This is a genomic window from Agrobacterium sp. DSM 25558 (assembly GCF_900100825.1).
Taxonomy (GTDB): domain Bacteria; phylum Pseudomonadota; class Alphaproteobacteria; order Rhizobiales; family Rhizobiaceae; genus Agrobacterium.
In genome coordinates this window covers 1-19593 of sequence record NZ_FMUD01000030.1, presented here as the reverse complement: position 1 = coordinate 19593, position 19593 = coordinate 1, and the positions used below count along the sequence as shown (strand labels likewise).

Genomic DNA, 19593 nt, shown 5'->3' with positions numbered 1-19593 from the left:
CCCGAGGATGACGGCGTGTTGTAGGTTGACGTCACACAAACCCCACACTTGAAAAATCTATGACTTAGCTCTGCTAAGATCATGATTTTTCTTCCTCTCCCACAGGGGGAGAGGTAACCAGCCGCGCGCCTCAAACCTCAAGACACCTTGCGCTGCGCCACCGGCGCATCCTGCGCCTCCAGCAACGGCAAAATCTGTTCGGCCGCAACCGGCCGTGAGAACAGATAGCCCTGCAATTCATCGCAGCCGCACAGGTGCAGAATGGCGGCCTGGTCTTCCGTTTCGATGCCTTCTGCCGTCACCGGAATGCCGAGCGAGCGGGCCAGTGCCACGGTGGCTGTCAGCATTTCCAGCGAGCGACCGCCTTCATCCAGCGCCACAACCAGCGACTTGTCGATCTTCATGCGGTTGAAGCCGAAGCGGCGCAGATAACCGATGCTGGCAAAGCCGGAGCCGAAATCGTCCAGCGCGATGCTGACGCCGATCTGTTTCAGCTTTTCGATGGCAGCACCTGCCCGCTCCGGGTGGTGGATGAAATAGCCTTCGGTCATTTCCAGCATCACGCGTGATGGCTCAATGTCGTGTTCCTCGAGAATAGACAGAACCTGAGCGGCAAAAAGCGGATTTCTGAACTGCACTGGCGAGATGTTGACGGCAAGCTTTATGTCCGGCCAGGCGACCGCCTCATGGCAGGCCTTGCGCAGAACGGCAAGACCGAGCTGGTCAATGAGACCGCTGCTTTCCGCAGCCGCAATGAAGACATCCGGCGACACCGGGCCATAACCGGCGCGGTTCCAGCGGGCCAGCGCTTCGACACCGTTGATCCGGCGGGTGAGCGTGTTGACCACGGGCTGGAACACGACCTTGATTTCATCGTGCTCGATGGCGTATTTCAGATCTGCCTCGAGCTGGTTCTTTTCCTCGCGGCGTGTGTCCATGTGCGGTTCGTAAGCCATGTAGCGGCCACGGCCGCTCTCCTTGGCCTCGTACATCGCCATATCGGCACGGCGCAACAACTCCTCGCCGTCGATATCGCCACCCTTCGACACGGCCGTTCCGATGCTGCAGCCGATGGCGGCAACCCGATCACCGATCATGAAGGGTTCGGAGAACAGGGTCAGAATGTCGTCGCAAAGCTTGCGGCTTTCGATGCGGGCATCGGGGCCTTGCAGGACGATTGCGAACTCGTCGCCGCCCAGCCGCGCCAGTAGCGTGCCGTCTGCGACAAGCACCTTCAAAGCTGCCGCAACACCCTTGATCAATAGGTCACCAGCACCGTGGCCGAAGGAATCATTGATTTCCTTGAAACCATCAAGATCGAGATAAATGAGATTGACGTAGGAATTGTCTTCGCCCGACCGCAGCAAGCACTTCTTCAGTCCCTGGAACAGCCCGGGGCGGTTGTACAGTCCGGTCAACCGATCGCTCAACAGTTCACGACGGGCAGACGCCTCATCGCTTTTCAGCTTTCTCAGGGCCGCGGTACCAATTGCGATGAGCGCCAGAAAGAATAGAAGGCTGATGGCATTGGCGGCGAAGATGCGTGGCCTTACCTCGCGCATGCTGATGTCACCCGGCATTTGCGACTGCCAGGTCAGATTGCCCAGCACCTGCCCTCTGGGATCAACGATGCTGACGAAGTAATCCGGATGCGTATCGGGGGACTGCAAGGCAAGCCCGGTGATGACATAGGTATGTGCAAGCTGCTCGATCTTCTGCGCCGTCAAATGGCGAGCAAAGATCAGATACCGTCTCGCGGCTTCAGGCACGTCAATTAGGCCGAATTTGTTGCGCACCAGAGCGACACCGACGGCGGCAATGCCGTCCTGCGTCCGCAAAAATCCCGAGACTTCGGATGGCTGGCCGGTCGGGATGGAGCGAGCCTGCTGAATCAGTCCCGCCAAGCCATCGCCGAAATAGCCTGAAAGCGACCAATCCGTTGCCACACCCTGGCGGTAGGACATCAAAATCTGATCATTCATATCGATGAGGACAGCCGTGTCGAACAATTCGCTGTTGACGGTCATGTCGCCATAATTGCTGATGATCCACTCCAGACCATCGGCGGCATAGGTAAACCGGGCAGCGTCGTCCCAGGCTGCGTAATCATTGAGTGTCGCGGTGAGCTGATTGAGGTAGGTGGAGAGTGCGCCGGAGGTCGTTTCCAAAGAGCGCTGATCGTCCAGCGCATTGGCATTTTTGGCGACATCGCCCAGCGCGGATAAAATGAGAACGGTGACGATGGCGACGACGATGGCAAGCGCCGACAAAACCCCTGCCACGGCGGTGGTCCGGCCGATCGACAGTGTTCTGGCATGCTTACGCGGCATCTGACAGCATCTTTTTTCCTCTAAAGGCTGTATATTCCGCGTGAAGTCTTCAAAAGCTATTAAAATACCCCGCCGCAATGCTCTCAATTGCAACGCGCATGGAGCAAAATTCGTAACGTCTTAGTTTAGGGCTAACCGAATGTAAAAAACCTCCCCCGTCTGCACGGGAGAGGTTGAAAAAGGCTGTCTAAGAACGCCGCTTACCAGGACGGAATGACCGTGCCGTTGTACTTTTCAAGAATGAAGGTCTTCACTTCCGGGCTCTGGTAGGATTCGACCAGCGTCTTTACCCAAGGCTTGTCCTTATCCTGAGCGCGCACCGCAATGACGTTGGCGTAGGGGGATTTCTCGCTTTCGATGGCGATGGAATCCTTCTTCGGGTTCAGGCCGGCAGCTGTCGCATAGTTGGTGTTGATGACCGAGGCATCGGTATCGTCCAGCGAACGCGGCAGCTGGGCAGCATCGAGTTCCACGATCTGGATGTTCTTCGGGTTCTCGGTGATATCGGCAGGCGTGACCTTCAGACCAACATCAGGGTTGACCTTAAGCACACCCTTGGATGCCAGAACCAGAAGCGCGCGACCGCCATTGGTCGGGTCGTTCGGAATGCCGACGGTTGCGCCGTCCTTCAGCTCGTCAAGGCTCTTCACCTTCTTGGAATAAACGCCCATCGGCGTGGTGATGGTGGTGCCGACGCTGACGAGATCGAACTTGCGATCTGCGACCTGGTTGTCGAGATAAGGCTGGTGCTGGAAGGAATTGGCCTGAAGCTCGCCATCCGCCAACGCCTGGTTCGGCACGACATAATCGGAGAATTCGAGGATTTCGAGATCGAGACCCTTGGTGGCCGCAACCTTCTTCACCTGCTCCATGATCTGCGCGTGTTCGGCAGGTGTAACGCCGATCTTGATGGTTTCAGCCAATGCGCTGCCTGCAAACAGAGCTGCCAGCGATGCGGCGATGATGAGTTTTTTCATGAGGTGTCTCCTTTGTTTTGTGTTTTTAGTTTTTACGATTGCGCTTGTCGAAGCTGCGCGCCAGCGCATCCCCTGCGCTTTGCACGATCTGGACAAGCACGATGAGAACGACGACGACGACCAGCATCACGTCAGGCATGAAGCGTTGATAGCCATAGCGAATGCCAAGATCGCCCAGACCACCACCGCCGACAGCGCCGACCATGGCCGAGTAACCGATGAGGCTGACGAGCGTCAGCGTCAGTGCCAGCGTGATGCCGGGCTTTGCCTCGGCCAGCAGCACCTTGGTGACGATCTGGAGCGGGGTTGCGCCCATGGCACGCGCGGCTTCGATAAGGCCCTTGTCGACCTCGCGGATGGCGGCTTCCACCAGACGGGCAACAAAGGGAACGGTGGCCACCGTTAGCGGTACGATGGCGGCGGAGGTGCCGATGGAGGTGCCAGCAACAAGCCGCGTGAACGGAATGATGGCCACGACCAGAATGATGAACGGCGTGGAGCGAGCGGCGTTGACGATGAGGCCGATGACACGGTTGATCATGGGTGCCTCGAACAGCTCTCCCTTACCACTGGTGGCGAGGAAAATGCCAATGGGCAGGCCGAGCAACGAACCGACGAGACCGGAAACCGCGACCATATGGAGCGTCTGGATCAAACCCTTCCAGAGAACAGCAAACAGCATATCAGGCGACATAACCGAGGACCTCCGTGGTCAGGCCGGTATCGGCATAGAAACGGTTGGCACGGGCCGTAACATCGGGCGTTGCCGGATAGGAAACAACCAGCGAGCCGAAAGGCTGGCCGGAGATTTCCTCGATGGTGCCGGCGAGAATGTTCACATCAGGACCGATTTCCGCGACCAGTCGTGCCGTGAGCGGCTGGAAGGCGGTATCGCCGAAGAAGACGAGACGCACCAGTACGCGGTCGGCGGGCGCTGCATCCGGCTTCAAACCGGATGTGACCCAATGCGGCAGCTTCACGCCGACGGCTGACGATAGCAGGCTGCGGGTCGTTTCATGGCGCGGATTGGTGAAGATATCGAAGGTGGTGCCCTGCTCAACGATCAGACCCTTGTCGATGACCGCTACCTGAGAAGCGATGGTCTTCACCACTTCCATCTCATGGGTGATGAGCAGGACGGTAAGGTTCAGCTCGGCGTTGATCTTTTTCAACAGTTCCAGAATGGACTGCGTGGTCTCAGGATCGAGCGCGGACGTGGCTTCGTCGGACAGCAGCAGCTTCGGCTCGGTGGCCAGCGCACGGGCAATGCCGACGCGCTGTTTCTGGCCGCCGGAAAGTTCGGCGGGATAACGGTTGGCCTTATCGCCCAGCCCGACCAGATCGAGCAACGGCCCGACCTTCTGTTTGATCTCGGCCCGCGAGACACCAGCGATTTCCAGCGGCAAAGCGACATTGTCGTAAGCGGTGCGCGACGACAGAAGATTGAAGTGCTGGAAGATCATGCCGACAGAACGGCGCAGGGTGCGGAGGCCCGCTTCATCCAGCGCACCGACATCCACACCATCCACGGCAACCTTGCCAGCGCTTGGACGCTCCAGCCCGTTGACGAGCCGGATGAGGGTGGACTTGCCCGCGCCGGAGCGGCCGATAATGCCGGAAATCGAGCCTCTGGGTACGGTGTAATCGACACCGGCAAGCGCGGTGAACGAGGTCTGGCTGGCCGGATCGCCGAATGTCTTGGTCACGGCGTCAAAAACGACCATCGGGTCGCTGGCCGCCTGACCGGCAGGCACGGGGCTGGCCGCAAAATTCTGTGGTGTCATCAAATGCTCTTCGGATGAAATCTGTTACGTCGAAACCCGGCGGCAGAAAAGCCGCTCTTCACGCTGCCATCAGGCACATTCGACAAGGCAAGACGTTCCGTAGCACTGATGTTCAACTTTCCTGATGGAAGCCGGGATCGGCTGTTTTGTATCGCAAACATGCCCGTCTGCGATACTATTTTGTAGGTATGATTTTTCAATTATTATCAGAAGTTAGAAAAATCGACCAAATCAGCGGATCAAACGATCACTTCACCGTGGTAACGAACTCTTCCAGCGGGCGGCGCACCTTCTTGAGGTTGACCAGCCAGTCGCCCTCTTCCTTGCGATAACCCAGCGGCAGGATCACTGCAGAGCGCAGGCCCTTTTCACGAAGGCCGAGAATTTCGTCCAGCTTGGCCGGTTCGAAGCCTTCCATCGGAGTGGAATCCACACCCTCGAAAGCGGCCTGTGCAACGGCGATGCCGAACGCGATATAGGCCTGACGGGCGGCGTGCTGGAAATTCACCTCGGCATCCCGCTGCGGGTAAGACGACAGCAGAGACTGCCGGTACTTTTCCCAGCCTTCGTTCTTGAAGCCGCGTTCGTCATTGGTCAGATCGAACATATGGTTGATGCGGTCTGCTGTGTAGTTGTCCCAAGCGGCGAATACCAGCAGGTGCGAACCTTCGGTGACCTGCGCCTGGTTCCAGGAAATTTCCTGGATTTTGGCGCGCGTTTCCGGGTTGGTGACGACGATGATTTCGAAAGGCTGCAAGCCACTCGATGTCGGTGCCAGACGAGCGGCTTCGATGATGCGGTCGACCTTGTCCTGCGAAACCGACTTGGAAGGGTCCATTTTCTTGGTGGCATAACGCCAGTTCAATTTCTCGATCAGCATAAAAATCTCCTTGGGACGACCCTCATGTCATGGCACGCATGCGCCGAGCCGGGCTCTCCATAAAACCCACCACACATAGGTCATGTTGCGCCGCACACAAGAAGGCACAGAGAAGTAACCACGCAAAATCCGCTCCGGCCCGCTTTATGAAAAAAGCGAACCGGAGGGATGATGAATGCCCGGCAAATGCGTGTTGCATTGGCAGGTATGGTCGAGGTCTTGGCATTTGCCGGACCCGTTACAACAACACTGTCACGATATCTATCGGAACGCCCGGTCCCTTGCCTGGCCAATGGCAAGAGGTGGGTCCACGGAAACGGCCCTCTTTTAAGAGATGCCGCTTGTCGATACCGGCTTTCGAACCGTGGGAGTGCCGCGCGTTGCACCCCTTTGCTTCGAAAGCACGGGGATTATGCGGGAGGGTGGGAGAGCGTGGAGAAAAAATTATTTTATTTTTTGTGGGGTTGGTTTGGCGACGAAATGGAGGCTTTTCAAGCATAGGCCTCGCCCCAATCTCCGTCATTCCGGCCTCGAGCCGGAATCCAGCAGCGCCGCGTCTGCGGCGCGAAAGAGTCTCTTGCGATCAAGGACTTGATCGCACTGGACCCCGGCTCAAGGCCGGGGTGACGGAGGTTCCGGGGCGGGTAGAGGAAGCGCCTGCCACGCGGCAGGCGACCCTATTAAACGTAGCGATTGACCACGTTTTCCAGATATTCCTGACGACCGGACTTAGGCTCAGGGTTGATGTTGTCGCGCTCGACCATCGCAGCAATGTCATCGAGCTTCAGTTCGCCGCGCAGCAGCTTCTGGGCGTCGGCCGAATCCCACTTGGCGTAGCGGTCTGCCAGCGGCTGTGACAGGGCCTTGTCTTCGACCATCTTGGCAGCAGCTTTGAGGCCACGGGCGCAGCAATCCATGCCGCCGATGTGACCGATGAGCAGATCTGCCGGGTCGAGCGACTGACGGCGCAGCTTCGAATCGAAGTTGGTGCCGCCGTTCTTGAAGCCGCCACCTACCAGCACGTGGTAATAGGCCAGTGCCATTTCCGGCACGTTGTTGGGGAACTGGTCGGTATCCCAGCCGGACTGGTAGTCGTTGCGGTTCATGTCGATGGAGCCGAAAATGCCGAAGGCGTTGGCCATGGCCAACTCGTGTTCGAAGGAGTGACCGGCCAGAATGGCGTGGCCCTGTTCGATATTGACCTTCACTTCCTTGTCCAGCCCGTGCTTTTGCAGGAAGGCGTAGACGGTGGCGACGTCGTAGTCATACTGGTGCTTGGTGGGTTCCTGCGGCTTGGGCTCGATGAGGATCGTGCCTTCGAAACCGATCTTGTACTTGTATTCCACCACCAGATTGAGGAAGCGGCCAAGCTGATCGAGCTCGCGCTTCACATCGGTGTTCAGCAGGGTTTCATAACCTTCACGACCGCCCCACAGAACGTAGTTCGCGCCGCCGAGTGTCTTGGTGGCATCCATGCACGTCTTTACCGTTGCAGCCGAATAGGCAAAAACATCCGGGTCCGGGTTGGTGGCGGCACCGGACATGAAGCGGCGGTTGGAGAAGAGGTTGGCCGTGCCCCACAGAAGCTTGACGCCGGTATCGGCCTGCTTCTGGCCGAAATAATCGACGATCTCGTTGAGGTTGCGCGTGTTTTCCGCAAATGTCTTGCCTTCGGGGCGCACGTCAGCGTCGTGGAAGCAGTAGAAGGGCGAGCCGAGCAGCGAGAAGAATTCGAACGCGACATCTGCCTTCAGCTTCGCGGCCTGCATGGTGTCTTCAAACCATGGACGCTCGAAGGTCTGACTACCGAACGGGTCGCCGCCCGGCCATGTGAAGGTGTGCCAGTAAGCCACCGCAAAGCGCAAATGGTCTTCCATGCGCTTGCCGTCGACGATTTCGTCGGGGTTGTAATGGCGGAAGGCCAGCGGGTTGGTGCTGTCTGGGCCTTCATATTTGATCTTCTGGATGTCGCCGAAAAAGCCTGTGGTCATGGTTCTCTCCCTAGTTTGCATAGTGGTAAAATGGTGAAAGTGTTCTTGAGTATATTCGCTTGTGTTGGCAGGTGGGGCTTACCCCCCTCTGCCCTGCCGGGCATCTCCCCCACAGGTGGGGAGATCGACTCGTGGAAACCTCCCGCCCATCTCCAAGGCTGCGGATAAAGCGAGGAGTTAGCGTCTAGCCGATCTCCCTCCTTGTGGAGGAGATGGTCGGCAGACCAGAGGGGGGTAAACCCCGACCACCGACCATCAATGCGACAACTCTTTGATCGCCGGATAAAGCGCCCGATAACGCCCATAAGCCTCCTCATAGGCATCACCCAGCGCAGCCACCGGCTCGATCGTCTCCTCCGTCTCCGGCTGCGAACACACCGCAACCGGGTCCGCCCCCGTCGCTGCAATCAACCCCAGACGCGCTGCGCCGAATGCTGCGCCGAAATCACCTTCCGCCGGAATGTCCACGGGAACACCGAGCGAGGTGGCAATGGAGGCCAGCCAGTAGCGCGAACGCGAACCGCCGCCGATGGCGGTGACGCGGTCAATCGAGGTGCCTGCGGATTTCAGGGCTTCGAGATTGTCTCGGATGGCGAAGGTCACGCCTTCCATCACGGCCTGCGTCAGCGCCTTGCGGTCGCTTTCGTGGGACAGGCCAATGAAGGAACCGCGAATGGCCGCGTCGTTGTGAGGGGTGCGTTCGCCCGAGAGGTAAGGCGCGAAGGTGACGCCGGTCGGAGCCTTCAGCTCGTCGCCGAGTTCGGTGGAAAGATCGGCAGCGGATTTGCCAGTGACGCCGGAATACCAGTTCAGTGCATCGGTGGCCGACAGAATGACGCCCATCTGGTGCCATGTGTTGGGCAAAGCGTGGCAGAAGGCGTGGACGGCGCTTTCGGGCTTGGGCAGATAGGATGCGTTGGCGGCGAACAGAACACCGGATGTGCCCAGCGACACGAACGCATGGCCTTCTGACACCGTACCCATGCCGCAGGCAGACGCGGCATTGTCCCCTGCTCCACCGGCAACCACCACCTTGGCAGAAATGCCCCATGAGGAGGCAAGTTCGGAGCGCAACGTTCCGGCCTCTTGCGTGCCTTCCACCAGCGATGGCATCTGCTTCTCGGAGAGGCCGGTGGCCTCCAGCAGTTCCGGCGACCACTTGCGTGCGCCGGTATCCAGCCACGAGGTGCCTGCGGAGTCGGACATTTCGGAGATGTATTCGCCCGTCAGCCAGAGGCGCAGATAATCCTTCGGCAACAGCACCTTGGCGACCTTGGCGAAAATTTCAGGTTCGTTGTTGGCGACCCACACCAGCTTCGGTGCGGTAAAACCGGGGAAAACGATGTTGCCGGTGATCTTGCGGAAGCGCGGGTCGGCATCCAGCTTTGCTGCCTCGGCATAAGAGCGGGTGTCGTTCCATAAAATGCAGGGGCGCAGCACATCGCCCGCCGCATCCACCAGCGTTGCGCCATGCATGTGACCCGACAGGCCGATGCCCTTAACGGCGGCCAATTCCTGAGGGTGCTTCGCCCTCAGGCCGGCAATCGCTGTTTCCGTCGCGGTAATCCAATCTGCGGGGTCCTGTTCCGACCAGCCATGATGGAGGCGTGAAACGTCGAGCGCGCCATTGGCCGAACCGATGACGTTTTGATCACCATCGATCAGCAGCGCCTTGACGCCGGATGTTCCCAAATCGAGACCGAGATACATGTTTCCTCCAGTGCTATGTCAGTGTCAGGGGAGATTATCCCGCAAGAATATGTCGATACGAATGCGCTCCTGCGCCTCGATGACGGCAAGGCCATCGGCACGGGCTTTGAGCACCCGGATGGCGCTGCGCACCTCATGGCCCGCATCCTGGTTCAGCACGGCATCGAACACGCCTTCCGCCAAGGCAATGGCGGTGTTTTCGGTCAGTTCGTGGGCGATAACGCAAGGGTATGATGGTTGGCGCGACGCCTTAAGCGCCTTGATGAGACCGCGATTACCGGCACCCAAACTGTAGAGGCCGAGAAGATCAGGATTTGCCCTGAGGCATTCCGCCACCAGCTGCTCGACAGTTTCAGGGTCATCGCGCCCCTCCAGAACCGGCAGGAGGTGCAGATCGGGAAACTCTTCCGCTATGACCGACTGGAACCCGGCGAGCCGTTCGCGGTGGTCCTTGACGAGCATGGAGCCCGCCAGAACCGCGACATCGCCACCTTTTTCCGGCAGAAACCGACCCATCAGGCTGGCAGCGGTACGTCCCGCGGCGACGTTATCGACACCCGCAAAATGATCGCGCCGGGAGCCGGTGATATCAGAGACGAGTGTGACGGCCGCAATGCCGCTATCGGCCAACCGATCCGCCGCTTCCACCACATCCTGCGCATCGATGGCGACGAAGGCAACGCCGGACGGCTTTTCCAGCCGCGCCACATCGAGCGCCTGCGCGAGAGCAGCCGCATCAAAGGGTGGCACCTCGATGATGCGGATGGATGTACGCTCGACGTAAGACCGCGAGGCCGCAGCCCGCACCTCGGCGCGAAGGCCGGCCATGAATGAGTTGTCGTTGTTGGGCAGAATGAAGACCAGCGCATAGCTCCGGCCCTTGGCCAGATTGGCAGCCGCCATATCGCGCACATAACCCAGCTCCAAAATCGCCGTCTCGACCTTGGCACGCGTGACAGCGTGCACACCCGGACGCAGGTTGATCACCCGATCAACGGTGGCCAGACTGACGCCTGCCTTCGAGGCAATATCGTGAACTGTCGGCTTCATGTTTTCTCCCGGGAGATTCCTTAGAGGAGTTTTTGAGGTACGTAAATCAGAAAATGACGTACGTACCTCAGTATCGGGGTCGGGGTATCGATTTTGAGGTTGAGGGTGTGGCTCACCCCCCTCTGTCCTGCCGGACATCTCCCCCACAAGGAGGGAGATTGGCAAGACGTTTGCTCCTCGCTCTATCCGCAGCCTTCAAGATGGGCGAGAGGTTTCAACGAATCGATCTCCCCACCTGTGGGGGAGATGTCCGGCAGGACAGAGGGGGGTGAGCGGCATACTCGACGCTCCCCACCAAACGAAAAGGGCCGCCATTTCTGGCGACCCTTCAGCGCTGCGGTGGAACTTTAAAATTAGTGCCCGGCGCCCGGTGGGGGCGCGGCTTTGGGTTTCTTGATGAGCACCGTCAGGAAGATGAGGCAACTGAACAGAACTGTCAGCGCCAGGAAGACATCCGCAAAGGCCTGCAACCATGCCTGTTGAGACACCACGCCGACGAGCTTCTTGACCGCAACGGAGGTGCCGTCCATGCCGTAGGAGTCGTAGTTTGCACCAACCGTGTTCAGCCATTCCAGCGCGGCCGGATTACCGAAATTCACATGCTCGGCGATGCGGAAATAGTGATCGTCGGTGCGCTGGCTGAGCAGGGTGTTGATGATCGCAAGGCCCACGGCACCGCCAAGGTTACGGGTGAGATTGAACAGGCCGGACGCGTTCTTCATGCGAGCTGGCGGCAGGGTGCCGAGCGCGATGTTGTTGATCGGCACCATGCACATCATCAGCCCGAAGCCGCGCAGGATTTGCGGGATCAGCAGCTCGTAGAAGTCCCAGTCTGCGGTGACATAGGTCATGATCCACGTTCCCGAACCGAAACTGATGAAACCGATGGCCATCATCAAACGCGGATCGAGCTTGGTGGACAGTTTGCCCGCAATCGGCGCGGTGAAAAACATGGCCATGCCCGAGACGAACATCGTCTCGCCGATCATTAGCGCATCGTAACCGCGAATGCGCCCGAGATAGAGCGGGTACATATAGGTCAAGCCGTAAAGTCCGATGCCCATGACGAAAGAAAACAGCGAGCCGATGGAGAAATTCCGGTCCGCAAAGGCTTTCAAATCCACCACGGGGAAATCGACATTGAAGGCGCGCCAGAAGAACACGACGCCGCCGATTGTCATCGCCACTGCACCGATGACGATGTGGGTGTCGTTGAACCAATCGTTGTTGTTGCCCTCTTCCAGGATATATTCCATCGAGCCCAGGAACACGCCCATGGACAGCAGGCCCCACCAGTCGAACTTTTTCCACAGCGGCAGTTCCGGCTTGTCGAAATCGATGAAATTCCACGTCACCAGAGTGACGATGATGCCGGGGATGATGTTGACGAGGAACAGCCAGTGCCAGGAGAAGGCATTCGACAGATAGCCACCGACCGTCGGGCCGATGGTGGGTGCCAGCGTTGCCACGAGACCGATGATGGGGGACACCACCGAGCGCTTCGAGGCCGGGAAAATCGTAAAGGCGGCGGCAAATACAGATGGGATCATGCCGCCGCCTATGAAGCCCTGAATGCAACGATAGACGATCATCTGGTCGATGTTCGTGGCTGTCGCACACAGGGCGCTGGAAATGGTGAAGCCGGCGGCGCAGGTGGCAAACAGCACCCGTGTCGACAAGATACGCGCCAGCGTTCCCGACAGCGGAATCATGATGACTTCCGCAATCAGATAGGAGGTCTGCACCCAGGCGATTTCATCCGACCCGGCACCCAGACCGGCCTGAATTTCCGCAAGCGATGCAGACACGATCTGGATATCCAGGATCGACATGAACATGCCGAACACCATCGCGAAAAATGCGATAAGGCGCTTTTTATCCATCGGTGGATCGGCGGCGGCCATCGTACCGCCTGCCATAGTGGCTGTTGCCGCCATGATCTTGGTCCTTAGAGCAATGCCAGCAACACATGCGAAACGCTGTTGCTGGAATTGCGTGAAAACGGTCTAGCGAAGATTACTTCGCCTGATTCTGAGCCGTGCGCGTATTGTCCGGTGCCGTGCGGGTATCGACATCGACCACCACGCTCAGGCCAGCGCGCAGCTTATGCTTGGCAAGATCTTCCTTGGAAAAGACGACGCGAACCGGCACACGCTGGATAACCTTGGTGAAGTTGCCCGTGGCGTTTTCCGGCGGCAGTAACGAGAACACGGAGCCGGAAGCAGGCGCGATGGACTGCACCGTGGCTTCGATGTCGTGGTCGCCGAAGGCATCGACATGCACGCGCACCCTGGAACCGGGCTCTATCTTGGCGAGCTGCGTTTCCTTGAAATTGGCATCGATATAGAGGTTGTCCATCGGCACCAGCGATGCGAGACGCTTGCCGACCGAAACGAGATCGCCGGTCTGGACCGAGAGATTACCGATGACGCCATCATAAGGCGCGCGCAGCACGGTGAAGGACAGGTCACGGGCAGCCTTGTCGCGGGAAATTTCCAGCGACTTGACCGAACCTTCGGCTTCCTTGCGCTGTGCTCTCAGCAGATCGATATTGGCCTGGGCGGAAACGACGCCCGCCTCACCGGCGACCAGATTGGCTTTGGCCTGTTCCATTGCGATCTGGGCGTTATCCGACGATGCGGCCGTGCCGACATCCTTGGCTTTAAGTTCGTTGGCGCGTTTCAGGTTGATGTCGGCACCGCGCAATGCGGCATCCAAGGAACCCTTCTGGGCAACGGCCTGCGCCAGCGATGCTTCTGCACCGGCAATCTGCGCATCGATACGGTTTAGCGACAGCTGCTGCGTCTGAAGCTGAGCTTCCGCCTGATCCAGCGCGTTGCGGTAATCGCCATCATCCAGCGTCACCAGTTCATCGCCAGCCTTGACTTCCTGGTTGGCAACGACATCAACCTTGGTGATGTAGCCGGAAACCTTGGGCGAGATGACCGCGATATCGCCCTTTACATAGGCGTCATCGGTGGAGATGAGGAAACGTCCATCCGTCCAGTACTGATAGCCATACCATCCACCAGCAGCCAAAATGGCAACCGCGATGACCGGAAGCACGAAGGATTTGCGCTTTTTCTTTTCTGGAACAGCGGCCTGCGCGGGAGCAGCGCTCTGCTCCGCCGTCACCGGCTTGCCCTCGTCGGCGCGTGCCTCGGTTTCATCTGACGAATTGACTGCACGGACTGCACCGCTTTTTTGGGCCGACATCGGTAACACCATTCACTGTAAAAAAAGAATAACTTCGAACTGAACCGTTCGGTTCGATTGACTTAATCTTTTTCCTGACACATATCAAGTGATATCGAACCGGTTGGTTCGATATATTGAATCGAATCTAAAAGATTGGCGGATCAAAGCGTGACCGAAGACAAACACAGTGAGGAGTGCTGCACCGCTTCACCGGCGGGACGGTTTGCGGCGGGCGAAGACCCGGCAAAGCGCGAGCAGATCCTTGACGGTGCATGGCGCGTGTTTAAGCAAAAGGGCTTCGACGCCGCCAGCATGAACGATATTACCCGCGAAGCCAGCGTTTCCAAGGGTACGATCTACGTCTACTTCCAGAACAAGGACGAGCTGTTTGCAGCCCTGATCGACCGCCACCGCGCAGAATTTGCCCATTCCATGCGCGACATTCTGGCCGGCACCGAGGAAGTCCGCGACGGACTTTGGCAGTTCGGAGATGCTTTCATCCATAAAGTGACATGCACTGACATGATACCTGCCATGCGCTCAGTGCTTGGCGTTATCGACCGCATGCCAAAACTATCGCAACGATTCTTCGTCGCCGCACCAAACAACGTCCGCGTCGTGCTGCGCGATTTTCTCCAGCACCATGTCGACCAGGGAACGCTGGTTGCTGCCGATGTAGACCTCGCAGCACGCCAGTTCATAGAGCTTGCGACCGGTACGTTCTTCAAAATGCGGCTCTTCGGTGAGTTGGACGGGGACGTCCCACCTGAAGATGCCGAGCGTGTCCTCTCCAGTGCCATCGACGTTTTTATGGCGGCCTATGGAACCAAGAAGGCCTGAGCCCATTCAGCATCCGCATTTCTCGTTATGCGCGCAATATCCAGAAAATATGGCATAACACCTCTGTCACACGCTTGTTTCTCGCGCATTCGAATATAGAACTGTTGCGTTTCGAATTGTCGAAACCGGATAGCTGAAAAGGAAAACAGGCCCGATGGACTCCATTGTCCCTCTATTGACAGACCCCGCCGCATGGGTGGCGCTCGTCACACTTATCGTCATGGAGGTCGTGCTTGGCATCGACAACCTGATTTTCATTTCCATTCTGACCAACAAGCTGCCTGAAAACCAGCGCGAAAAGGCCCGCAAGATCGGTATCGGTCTGGCGTTGGTCATGCGTCTCGGCTTGCTCGGCACCGTTGCCTGGATTGTTCAGCTCACCGAACCGGTGTTCGAACTCTTCGGCCAGGGCTTCTCCTGGAAGGACATCATCCTGATCGTCGGCGGCCTGTTCCTCGTATGGAAGGCCACCAAGGAAATCCACCACAATGTGGACCCCGAAGATCACAAGGAAGACATGGTCGGCGGCGCTGCCATCAACAGCTTCTCGTCCGCCATCGTCCAGATCCTGCTGCTCGACCTCGTCTTCTCCGTGGACAGCATCATTACCGCCGTCGGCATGACACCACACGTGCCGATCATGGTCGTCGCCGTCGTCTTTGCCGTCACCGTCATGCTGCTTGCCGCAACGCCGCTGGCCAACTTCATCGAGAAGAACCCGACCATCGTCATGCTGGCACTCGCCTTCCTTTTGATGATCGGCACGACGCTGATCGCCGAAGGCATGGGCTTCCATGTTCCAAAGGGCTACGTCTATGCCGCCATGGCCTTCTCGGCGCTGGTGGAAGTGCTGAACATGATCTCGCGAAATGCCCGCAAGAAGAAGAAGGGTACAGTGCATTAAGTGCGCTGCGCCAAGCTGAGGATACAAAAGGCCCGCCTCATGCGGGCCTTTTTGCATCAAACGCCTCGGTCCACGAACCAAAAAGGTTCCGTATTTTCTTGACGCATGCGGCGTAATATGGCCTAAGGCCATGCCTAATGGGAACGTGTGAAAGCTGCGCTTTGCGCCTGTTTTCAGCCATTCCCGCTGCATCCAACGTCAATTTTCGTGATATCGGGCACTATCAGCCTCATGTCACAACCAGTCACGACGAGTGAATTTCAATGACCACTTCCGGCGTCCGCGTCCGTATTGCACCTTCCCCCACTGGCGAGCCGCATGTCGGCACCGCTTATATTGCGCTTTTCAACTATCTCTTCGCCCAGAAGCATGGTGGTGAATTCATTCTGCGCATCGAAGATACCGATGCCACGCGCTCCACGCGCGAATATGAAGACAAGGTGCTGGAAGCGCTGAAATGGACCGGGCTGAAGTGGTCTGAAGGCCCTGACGTTGGCGGCCCTTACGGCCCCTACCGCCAGTCCGACCGCAAGGACATGTACCAGCCATTTGCCGACGAGCTGCTGGAAAAAGGCCATGCCTTCCGCTGTTTCTGCACGCCAGAGCGGCTGACGGAGATGCGCGAGGCGCAGCGCGCCGCTGGCAAGCCGCCGAAATATGACGGTCTTTGCCTTCATCTGAAGGCGGAAGAAGTGACTGCCAAGATGGAAGCGGGAGAAGCCTCCGTCGTGCGCATGAAAATCCCGACCGAGGGCTCCTGCGATTTCACCGACGGCGTTTACGGCGATGTTTCGATCCCTTGGGACAGCGTCGACATGCAGGTTCTGATGAAGGCCGATGGCATGCCGACCTATCACATGGCCAATGTCATCGACGACCATCTGATGAAGATCACCCATGTCGCGCGCGGCGAGGAGTGGCTGGCATCGGTGCCGAAGCACATTCTGCTGTACCGCTATTTCGGTTGGGACCAGCCGACATTCATGCATCTGTCCTTGATGCGCAATGCCGACAAATCCAAGCTGTCGAAACGCAAGAACCCGACGTCGATCTCCTACTACTCCGCACTCGGTTATCTGCCGGAAGCGCTGATGAACTTCCTCGGCCTGTTCTTCGTGCAGCTGGGCGAAGGCGAAGAGCTTTTGACCATGGACGAGCTGGCGCAAAAGTTCGACCCAGAAGCGCTGTCCAAGGCGGGCGCGATCTTCGATATTCAGAAACTGGATTGGCTGAATGGCCGCTGGCTGCGTGAAAAGCTGACGCAGGACGAGTTCATTGCCCGCACTTTGGAATGGGCGATGGAAAATGCGCGTCTTACGGAAGGTTTGAAGCTTTCGCAGAGCCGTATTTCCAAGCTGGGCGATCTGCCAAACCTTGCAGGCTTCCTGCTATCCAGCGATGTCGGCCTGACGCCTGCGTCCTTCTCTGGCCTGAAGAGCAAGCCGGAAGAAATCCACGAAATCCTGACCACAGTTGCCGCCGATCTGGAAAAAATGCCAGACTGGACACTTGAAGCCATCGAGGCGGAATTGCGCGATGTGGCGGAGCGCACGGGCAAGAAGCTGCGCGTGGTGACGCCGCCGTTGTTTGTTGCGATGTCCGGTTCGTCGCGCTCGCTGCCGCTGTTTGATAGCATGGCGGTGCTGGGGCGGTCCGTGGTGCGCCAGCGGTTGAAGGTGGCGATTGCGGTTGCGGCGACGATGGTTGGCGCTGGAACGTAAAGGCGACGCTGTTTGGTGTTGCTCGGCAGACCCCACGCTCGTCATCCTCGGGCTTGACCCGAGGATCTACGTCGGGTTCCTAGGCCTCGACGGTGAGAACGCCGCTCCGCCGGTAGATCCTCGGGTCAAGCCCGAGGATGACGGCGGTGGAGGTGGGCGGATGACGATCGAGAGGGCTGAGGATACCAGATACGGAAAAGGTGCGGGCGCGTGTCGTGACCGCAGCAATGAAAACAACACAGCCCGAAAAAGGCCCCGACGATGACCGACAAGACAACTGAAACGACCGTCCTTTCCTCCGACGTGACAGAAGTGCGCCGCCAGAAGCTGGCGATGCTGCGTGAGAAGGTTGGCGATGTGTATCCCGCCCATTTTCACCGCACACTGACCAATGCCGAGCTGGCTGAAAAATACGCCGACATCGAGCCTGACGTTGAAACCGGCGATACGGTGACGGTTGCGGGCCGCGTCTATTCCAACCGCAATTCCGGCATGTTCATGGATATCCATGACGCCTCCGGCAAGGTCCAGATTTTCAGCCACAAGGACACGACGCCACAAGAAGCGCGTGATCTTCTGCCGATGATCGATATTGGCGATATCATTGGCGTGACCGGCAAGGTGCGCCGCACCAAGCGCGGTGAGCTGACGATCAATGCCGAAGAGATCACCATGCTGACCAAGTCTCTGCTGCCGATGCCGGAGAAGTGGAGCGGCATTTCCGATATCGAAATTCGTTATCGCAAGCGCCATCTGGATATTCTCTCCAACGAGGAATCCAAGCTGCGTTTCCAGCAGCGTTCCAAGATCATCTCCGGCATTCGCCGCTTCATGGAAGAGGAAGCCTTCCTCGAGGTGGAAACGCCGATGTTGCAGACCGTGTATGGCGGCGCGACGGCTGATCCGTTCAAGACCTTCCACAACACGCTGAAGATGGACATGTATCTGCGCATCGCGCCGGAACTGTTTTTGAAGCGCACGCTGGTCTCGGGCCTGTCCGACAAGGTATTCGAAATCAACCGCAACTTCCGCAATGAAGGTGTTTCCACCCGGCACAATCCGGAATTCACCATGCTGGAATGCTATTGGGCCTATGCCGATTACGAAGACATCATGGGTCTGGTCGAGCGTATGTTCGAAACGCTGGCGCTGGCCATTCACGGCACGACGGAACTGGATTTCCAGGGCAAGACGATTTCCTTCAAGGGTCCGTTCAAGCGCGTGCCGATGCCGGATGCGGTGAAGGAAGCCACGGGCATCGACTTCCTGGCGATCAAAACAGATGAAGAAGCCCGCGCTGCGGCACGAGCTGCAGGTTTCGAAGTCGAGAAGGACTGGACATGGGGTGAATGCCTGGCCTTCATCTTTGAAGAAAAGGTCGAGGCCACGCTGATCCAGCCAAGCCACGTCACGCATTTCCCGAAGGACATCTCGCCCTTCGCCAAGGAAGTGCCGGGCGAGCCGCGTCTGGTCGAGCGCTTCGAGAGCTATTGCAACGCCTGGGAAGTGGGCAATGCGTTTTCCGAACTCAACGACCCGGAAGAACAGCGCCGCCGCATGGTGGAACAGCTGGAGCAGGCGCATGCCCGTGGCGAAAAGGACAAGCAGCTAGACGACGAGTTCCTCGACGCCATCGACCAGGGCATGCCGCCAGCCGGTGGCCTCGGCATCGGCGTGGACCGTCTGGTCATGCTGCTGACCAATGCGCCATCCATCCGCGATGTCATCCTGTTCCCGGCGCGTCGCCAGAAGACGGATTGATAGCGGTCTGTTATCACTGAAAATGAGAAGCCGGAGGCAGCGATGCCTTCGGCTTTTTTGTTGGCCGGTGCGGATGATGGGTTCTTGGGTCAGGCCCACTGCTGTTCGGTTTAAGTTGAAGAAAAGTTTGGCGGAAATACCCTCACCTCCGTCACCCCGCACTTGTGTGGACGAAATGTGGTTTACTTGTTGCATTGACCGGGACGCGCATCCCGGTCAATGCAGGCAGGAGGCCGTATTTCCGCACCGGTTTGAAAGAGCCGACATCAAGCAAGGCCCTGCCTGCTCCCTTTGACCCCGAACGGTTGATCGGGCTTTCGCCCGCACCACAAGACTGGGAGCAAGGCCATGATACAGGAACTTACCGTTGTTGGTATCGACATTTCCAAAGCCCGCTTCGATGTCTGCGCGTATCCTGCGGGAAAGCACTGGAGTACAGGCAGTTCA

General features: G+C 58.2%; 14 protein-coding genes. 4 read left to right on the top strand and 10 right to left on the bottom strand.

Annotated features, from left to right (window positions below):
* Positions 1–137 precede the first annotated feature (137 nt).
* The 10 genes from DSM25558_RS21105 to DSM25558_RS21060 all read right to left on the bottom strand — a co-directional run bounded on the left by DSM25558_RS21105 (position 138) and on the right by DSM25558_RS21060 (position 13938).
* The gene (locus tag DSM25558_RS21105; protein WP_077106651.1) at positions 138–2330 is read right to left on the bottom strand and encodes a putative bifunctional diguanylate cyclase/phosphodiesterase; all 2193 of its coding nucleotides are present in this window, start codon (positions 2328–2330) and stop codon (positions 138–140) included.
* Positions 2331–2530: 200 nt separating this feature from the next.
* Complete coding sequence (locus DSM25558_RS21100; RefSeq protein WP_067651068.1) at positions 2531–3307, bottom strand: MetQ/NlpA family ABC transporter substrate-binding protein; 777 nt, start codon at positions 3305–3307, stop codon at positions 2531–2533.
* 25 nt (positions 3308–3332) lie between these two features.
* Positions 3333–4001 (bottom strand): methionine ABC transporter permease, encoded by a 669-nt coding sequence (locus DSM25558_RS21095; RefSeq protein ID WP_077106650.1) that lies wholly within the window; start codon positions 3999–4001, stop codon positions 3333–3335.
* A complete protein-coding gene (locus tag DSM25558_RS21090; RefSeq protein ID WP_083716604.1) occupies positions 3991–5031 on the bottom strand; it encodes a methionine ABC transporter ATP-binding protein in 1041 nt (346 codons plus the stop codon). The genes DSM25558_RS21095 and DSM25558_RS21090 overlap by 11 nt, the downstream gene beginning before the upstream one ends.
* 307 nt (positions 5032–5338) lie before the next feature.
* The gene (locus tag DSM25558_RS21085; protein WP_077106648.1) at positions 5339–5971 is read right to left on the bottom strand and encodes an NAD(P)H-dependent oxidoreductase; all 633 of its coding nucleotides are present in this window, start codon (positions 5969–5971) and stop codon (positions 5339–5341) included.
* 680 nt (positions 5972–6651) lie between these two features.
* On the bottom strand, positions 6652–7962 hold the full coding sequence (gene xylA / locus DSM25558_RS21080) for a xylose isomerase (RefSeq protein WP_077106647.1): 1311 nt from the start codon (positions 7960–7962) through the stop codon (positions 6652–6654).
* A gap of 255 nt (positions 7963–8217) precedes the next feature.
* Entirely contained in the window at positions 8218–9672 is a 1455-nt protein-coding gene (gene xylB / locus DSM25558_RS21075; RefSeq protein WP_077106646.1) for a xylulokinase, read from the bottom strand.
* A gap of 24 nt (positions 9673–9696) precedes the next feature.
* Positions 9697–10722: a LacI family DNA-binding transcriptional regulator gene (locus DSM25558_RS21070; protein ID WP_077106645.1), complete on the bottom strand. Its 1026-nt coding sequence runs from the start codon at positions 10720–10722 to the stop codon at positions 9697–9699.
* Between the two features lie 353 nt (positions 10723–11075).
* Positions 11076–12659, bottom strand: a complete 1584-nt coding sequence (locus tag DSM25558_RS21065) for a DHA2 family efflux MFS transporter permease subunit (protein WP_077106644.1) — start codon at positions 12657–12659, stop codon at positions 11076–11078.
* A gap of 79 nt (positions 12660–12738) precedes the next feature.
* Positions 12739–13938, bottom strand: coding sequence for an HlyD family secretion protein (locus DSM25558_RS21060; RefSeq protein WP_077106643.1), 1200 nt, complete (start codon positions 13936–13938; stop codon positions 12739–12741).
* A 150-nt stretch (positions 13939–14088) separates the two neighbouring features.
* Here DSM25558_RS21060 and DSM25558_RS21055 point away from each other — a divergent pair, with 150 nt between their 5' ends.
* The 4 genes from DSM25558_RS21055 to lysS all read left to right on the top strand — a co-directional run bounded on the left by DSM25558_RS21055 (position 14089) and on the right by lysS (position 19146).
* Complete coding sequence (locus DSM25558_RS21055; protein WP_188348519.1) at positions 14089–14760, top strand: TetR/AcrR family transcriptional regulator; 672 nt, start codon at positions 14089–14091, stop codon at positions 14758–14760.
* Positions 14761–14914: 154 nt separating this feature from the next.
* Entirely contained in the window at positions 14915–15664 is a 750-nt protein-coding gene (locus tag DSM25558_RS21050) for a TerC family protein (protein WP_077106641.1), read from the top strand.
* 263 nt (positions 15665–15927) lie between these two features.
* The gene (gltX, locus tag DSM25558_RS21045; RefSeq protein WP_077106640.1) at positions 15928–17385 is read left to right on the top strand and encodes a glutamate--tRNA ligase; all 1458 of its coding nucleotides are present in this window, start codon (positions 15928–15930) and stop codon (positions 17383–17385) included.
* 261 nt (positions 17386–17646) lie between these two features.
* Complete coding sequence (gene lysS / locus DSM25558_RS21035; RefSeq protein ID WP_077106638.1) at positions 17647–19146, top strand: lysine--tRNA ligase; 1500 nt, start codon at positions 17647–17649, stop codon at positions 19144–19146.
* Positions 19147–19593 lie beyond the last annotated feature (447 nt).

What these genes read in the sequence shown, in the direction of transcription:
- DSM25558_RS21105 (WP_077106651.1), bottom strand. Translation starts at nt 2,330, where the DNA reads ATGCCGCGTAAGCATGCCAGAACACTGTCGATCGGCCGGACCACCGCC.
- DSM25558_RS21100 (WP_067651068.1), bottom strand. Translation starts at nt 3,307, where the DNA reads ATGAAAAAACTCATCATCGCCGCATCGCTGGCAGCTCTGTTTGCAGGC.
- DSM25558_RS21095 (WP_077106650.1), bottom strand. Translation starts at nt 4,001, where the DNA reads ATGTCGCCTGATATGCTGTTTGCTGTTCTCTGGAAGGGTTTGATCCAG.
- DSM25558_RS21090 (WP_083716604.1), bottom strand. Translation starts at nt 5,031, where the DNA reads ATGGTCGTTTTTGACGCCGTGACCAAGACATTCGGCGATCCGGCCAGC.
- DSM25558_RS21085 (WP_077106648.1), bottom strand. Translation starts at nt 5,971, where the DNA reads ATGCTGATCGAGAAATTGAACTGGCGTTATGCCACCAAGAAAATGGAC.
- xylA (WP_077106647.1), bottom strand. Translation starts at nt 7,962, where the DNA reads ATGACCACAGGCTTTTTCGGCGACATCCAGAAGATCAAATATGAAGGC.
- xylB (WP_077106646.1), bottom strand. Translation starts at nt 9,672, where the DNA reads ATGTATCTCGGTCTCGATTTGGGAACATCCGGCGTCAAGGCGCTGCTG.
- DSM25558_RS21070 (WP_077106645.1), bottom strand. Translation starts at nt 10,722, where the DNA reads ATGAAGCCGACAGTTCACGATATTGCCTCGAAGGCAGGCGTCAGTCTG.
- DSM25558_RS21065 (WP_077106644.1), bottom strand. Translation starts at nt 12,659, where the DNA reads ATGGCGGCAACAGCCACTATGGCAGGCGGTACGATGGCCGCCGCCGAT.
- DSM25558_RS21060 (WP_077106643.1), bottom strand. Translation starts at nt 13,938, where the DNA reads ATGTCGGCCCAAAAAAGCGGTGCAGTCCGTGCAGTCAATTCGTCAGAT.
- DSM25558_RS21050 (WP_077106641.1), top strand. Translation starts at nt 14,915, where the DNA reads ATGGACTCCATTGTCCCTCTATTGACAGACCCCGCCGCATGGGTGGCG.
- gltX (WP_077106640.1), top strand. Translation starts at nt 15,928, where the DNA reads ATGACCACTTCCGGCGTCCGCGTCCGTATTGCACCTTCCCCCACTGGC.
- lysS (WP_077106638.1), top strand. Translation starts at nt 17,647, where the DNA reads ATGACCGACAAGACAACTGAAACGACCGTCCTTTCCTCCGACGTGACA.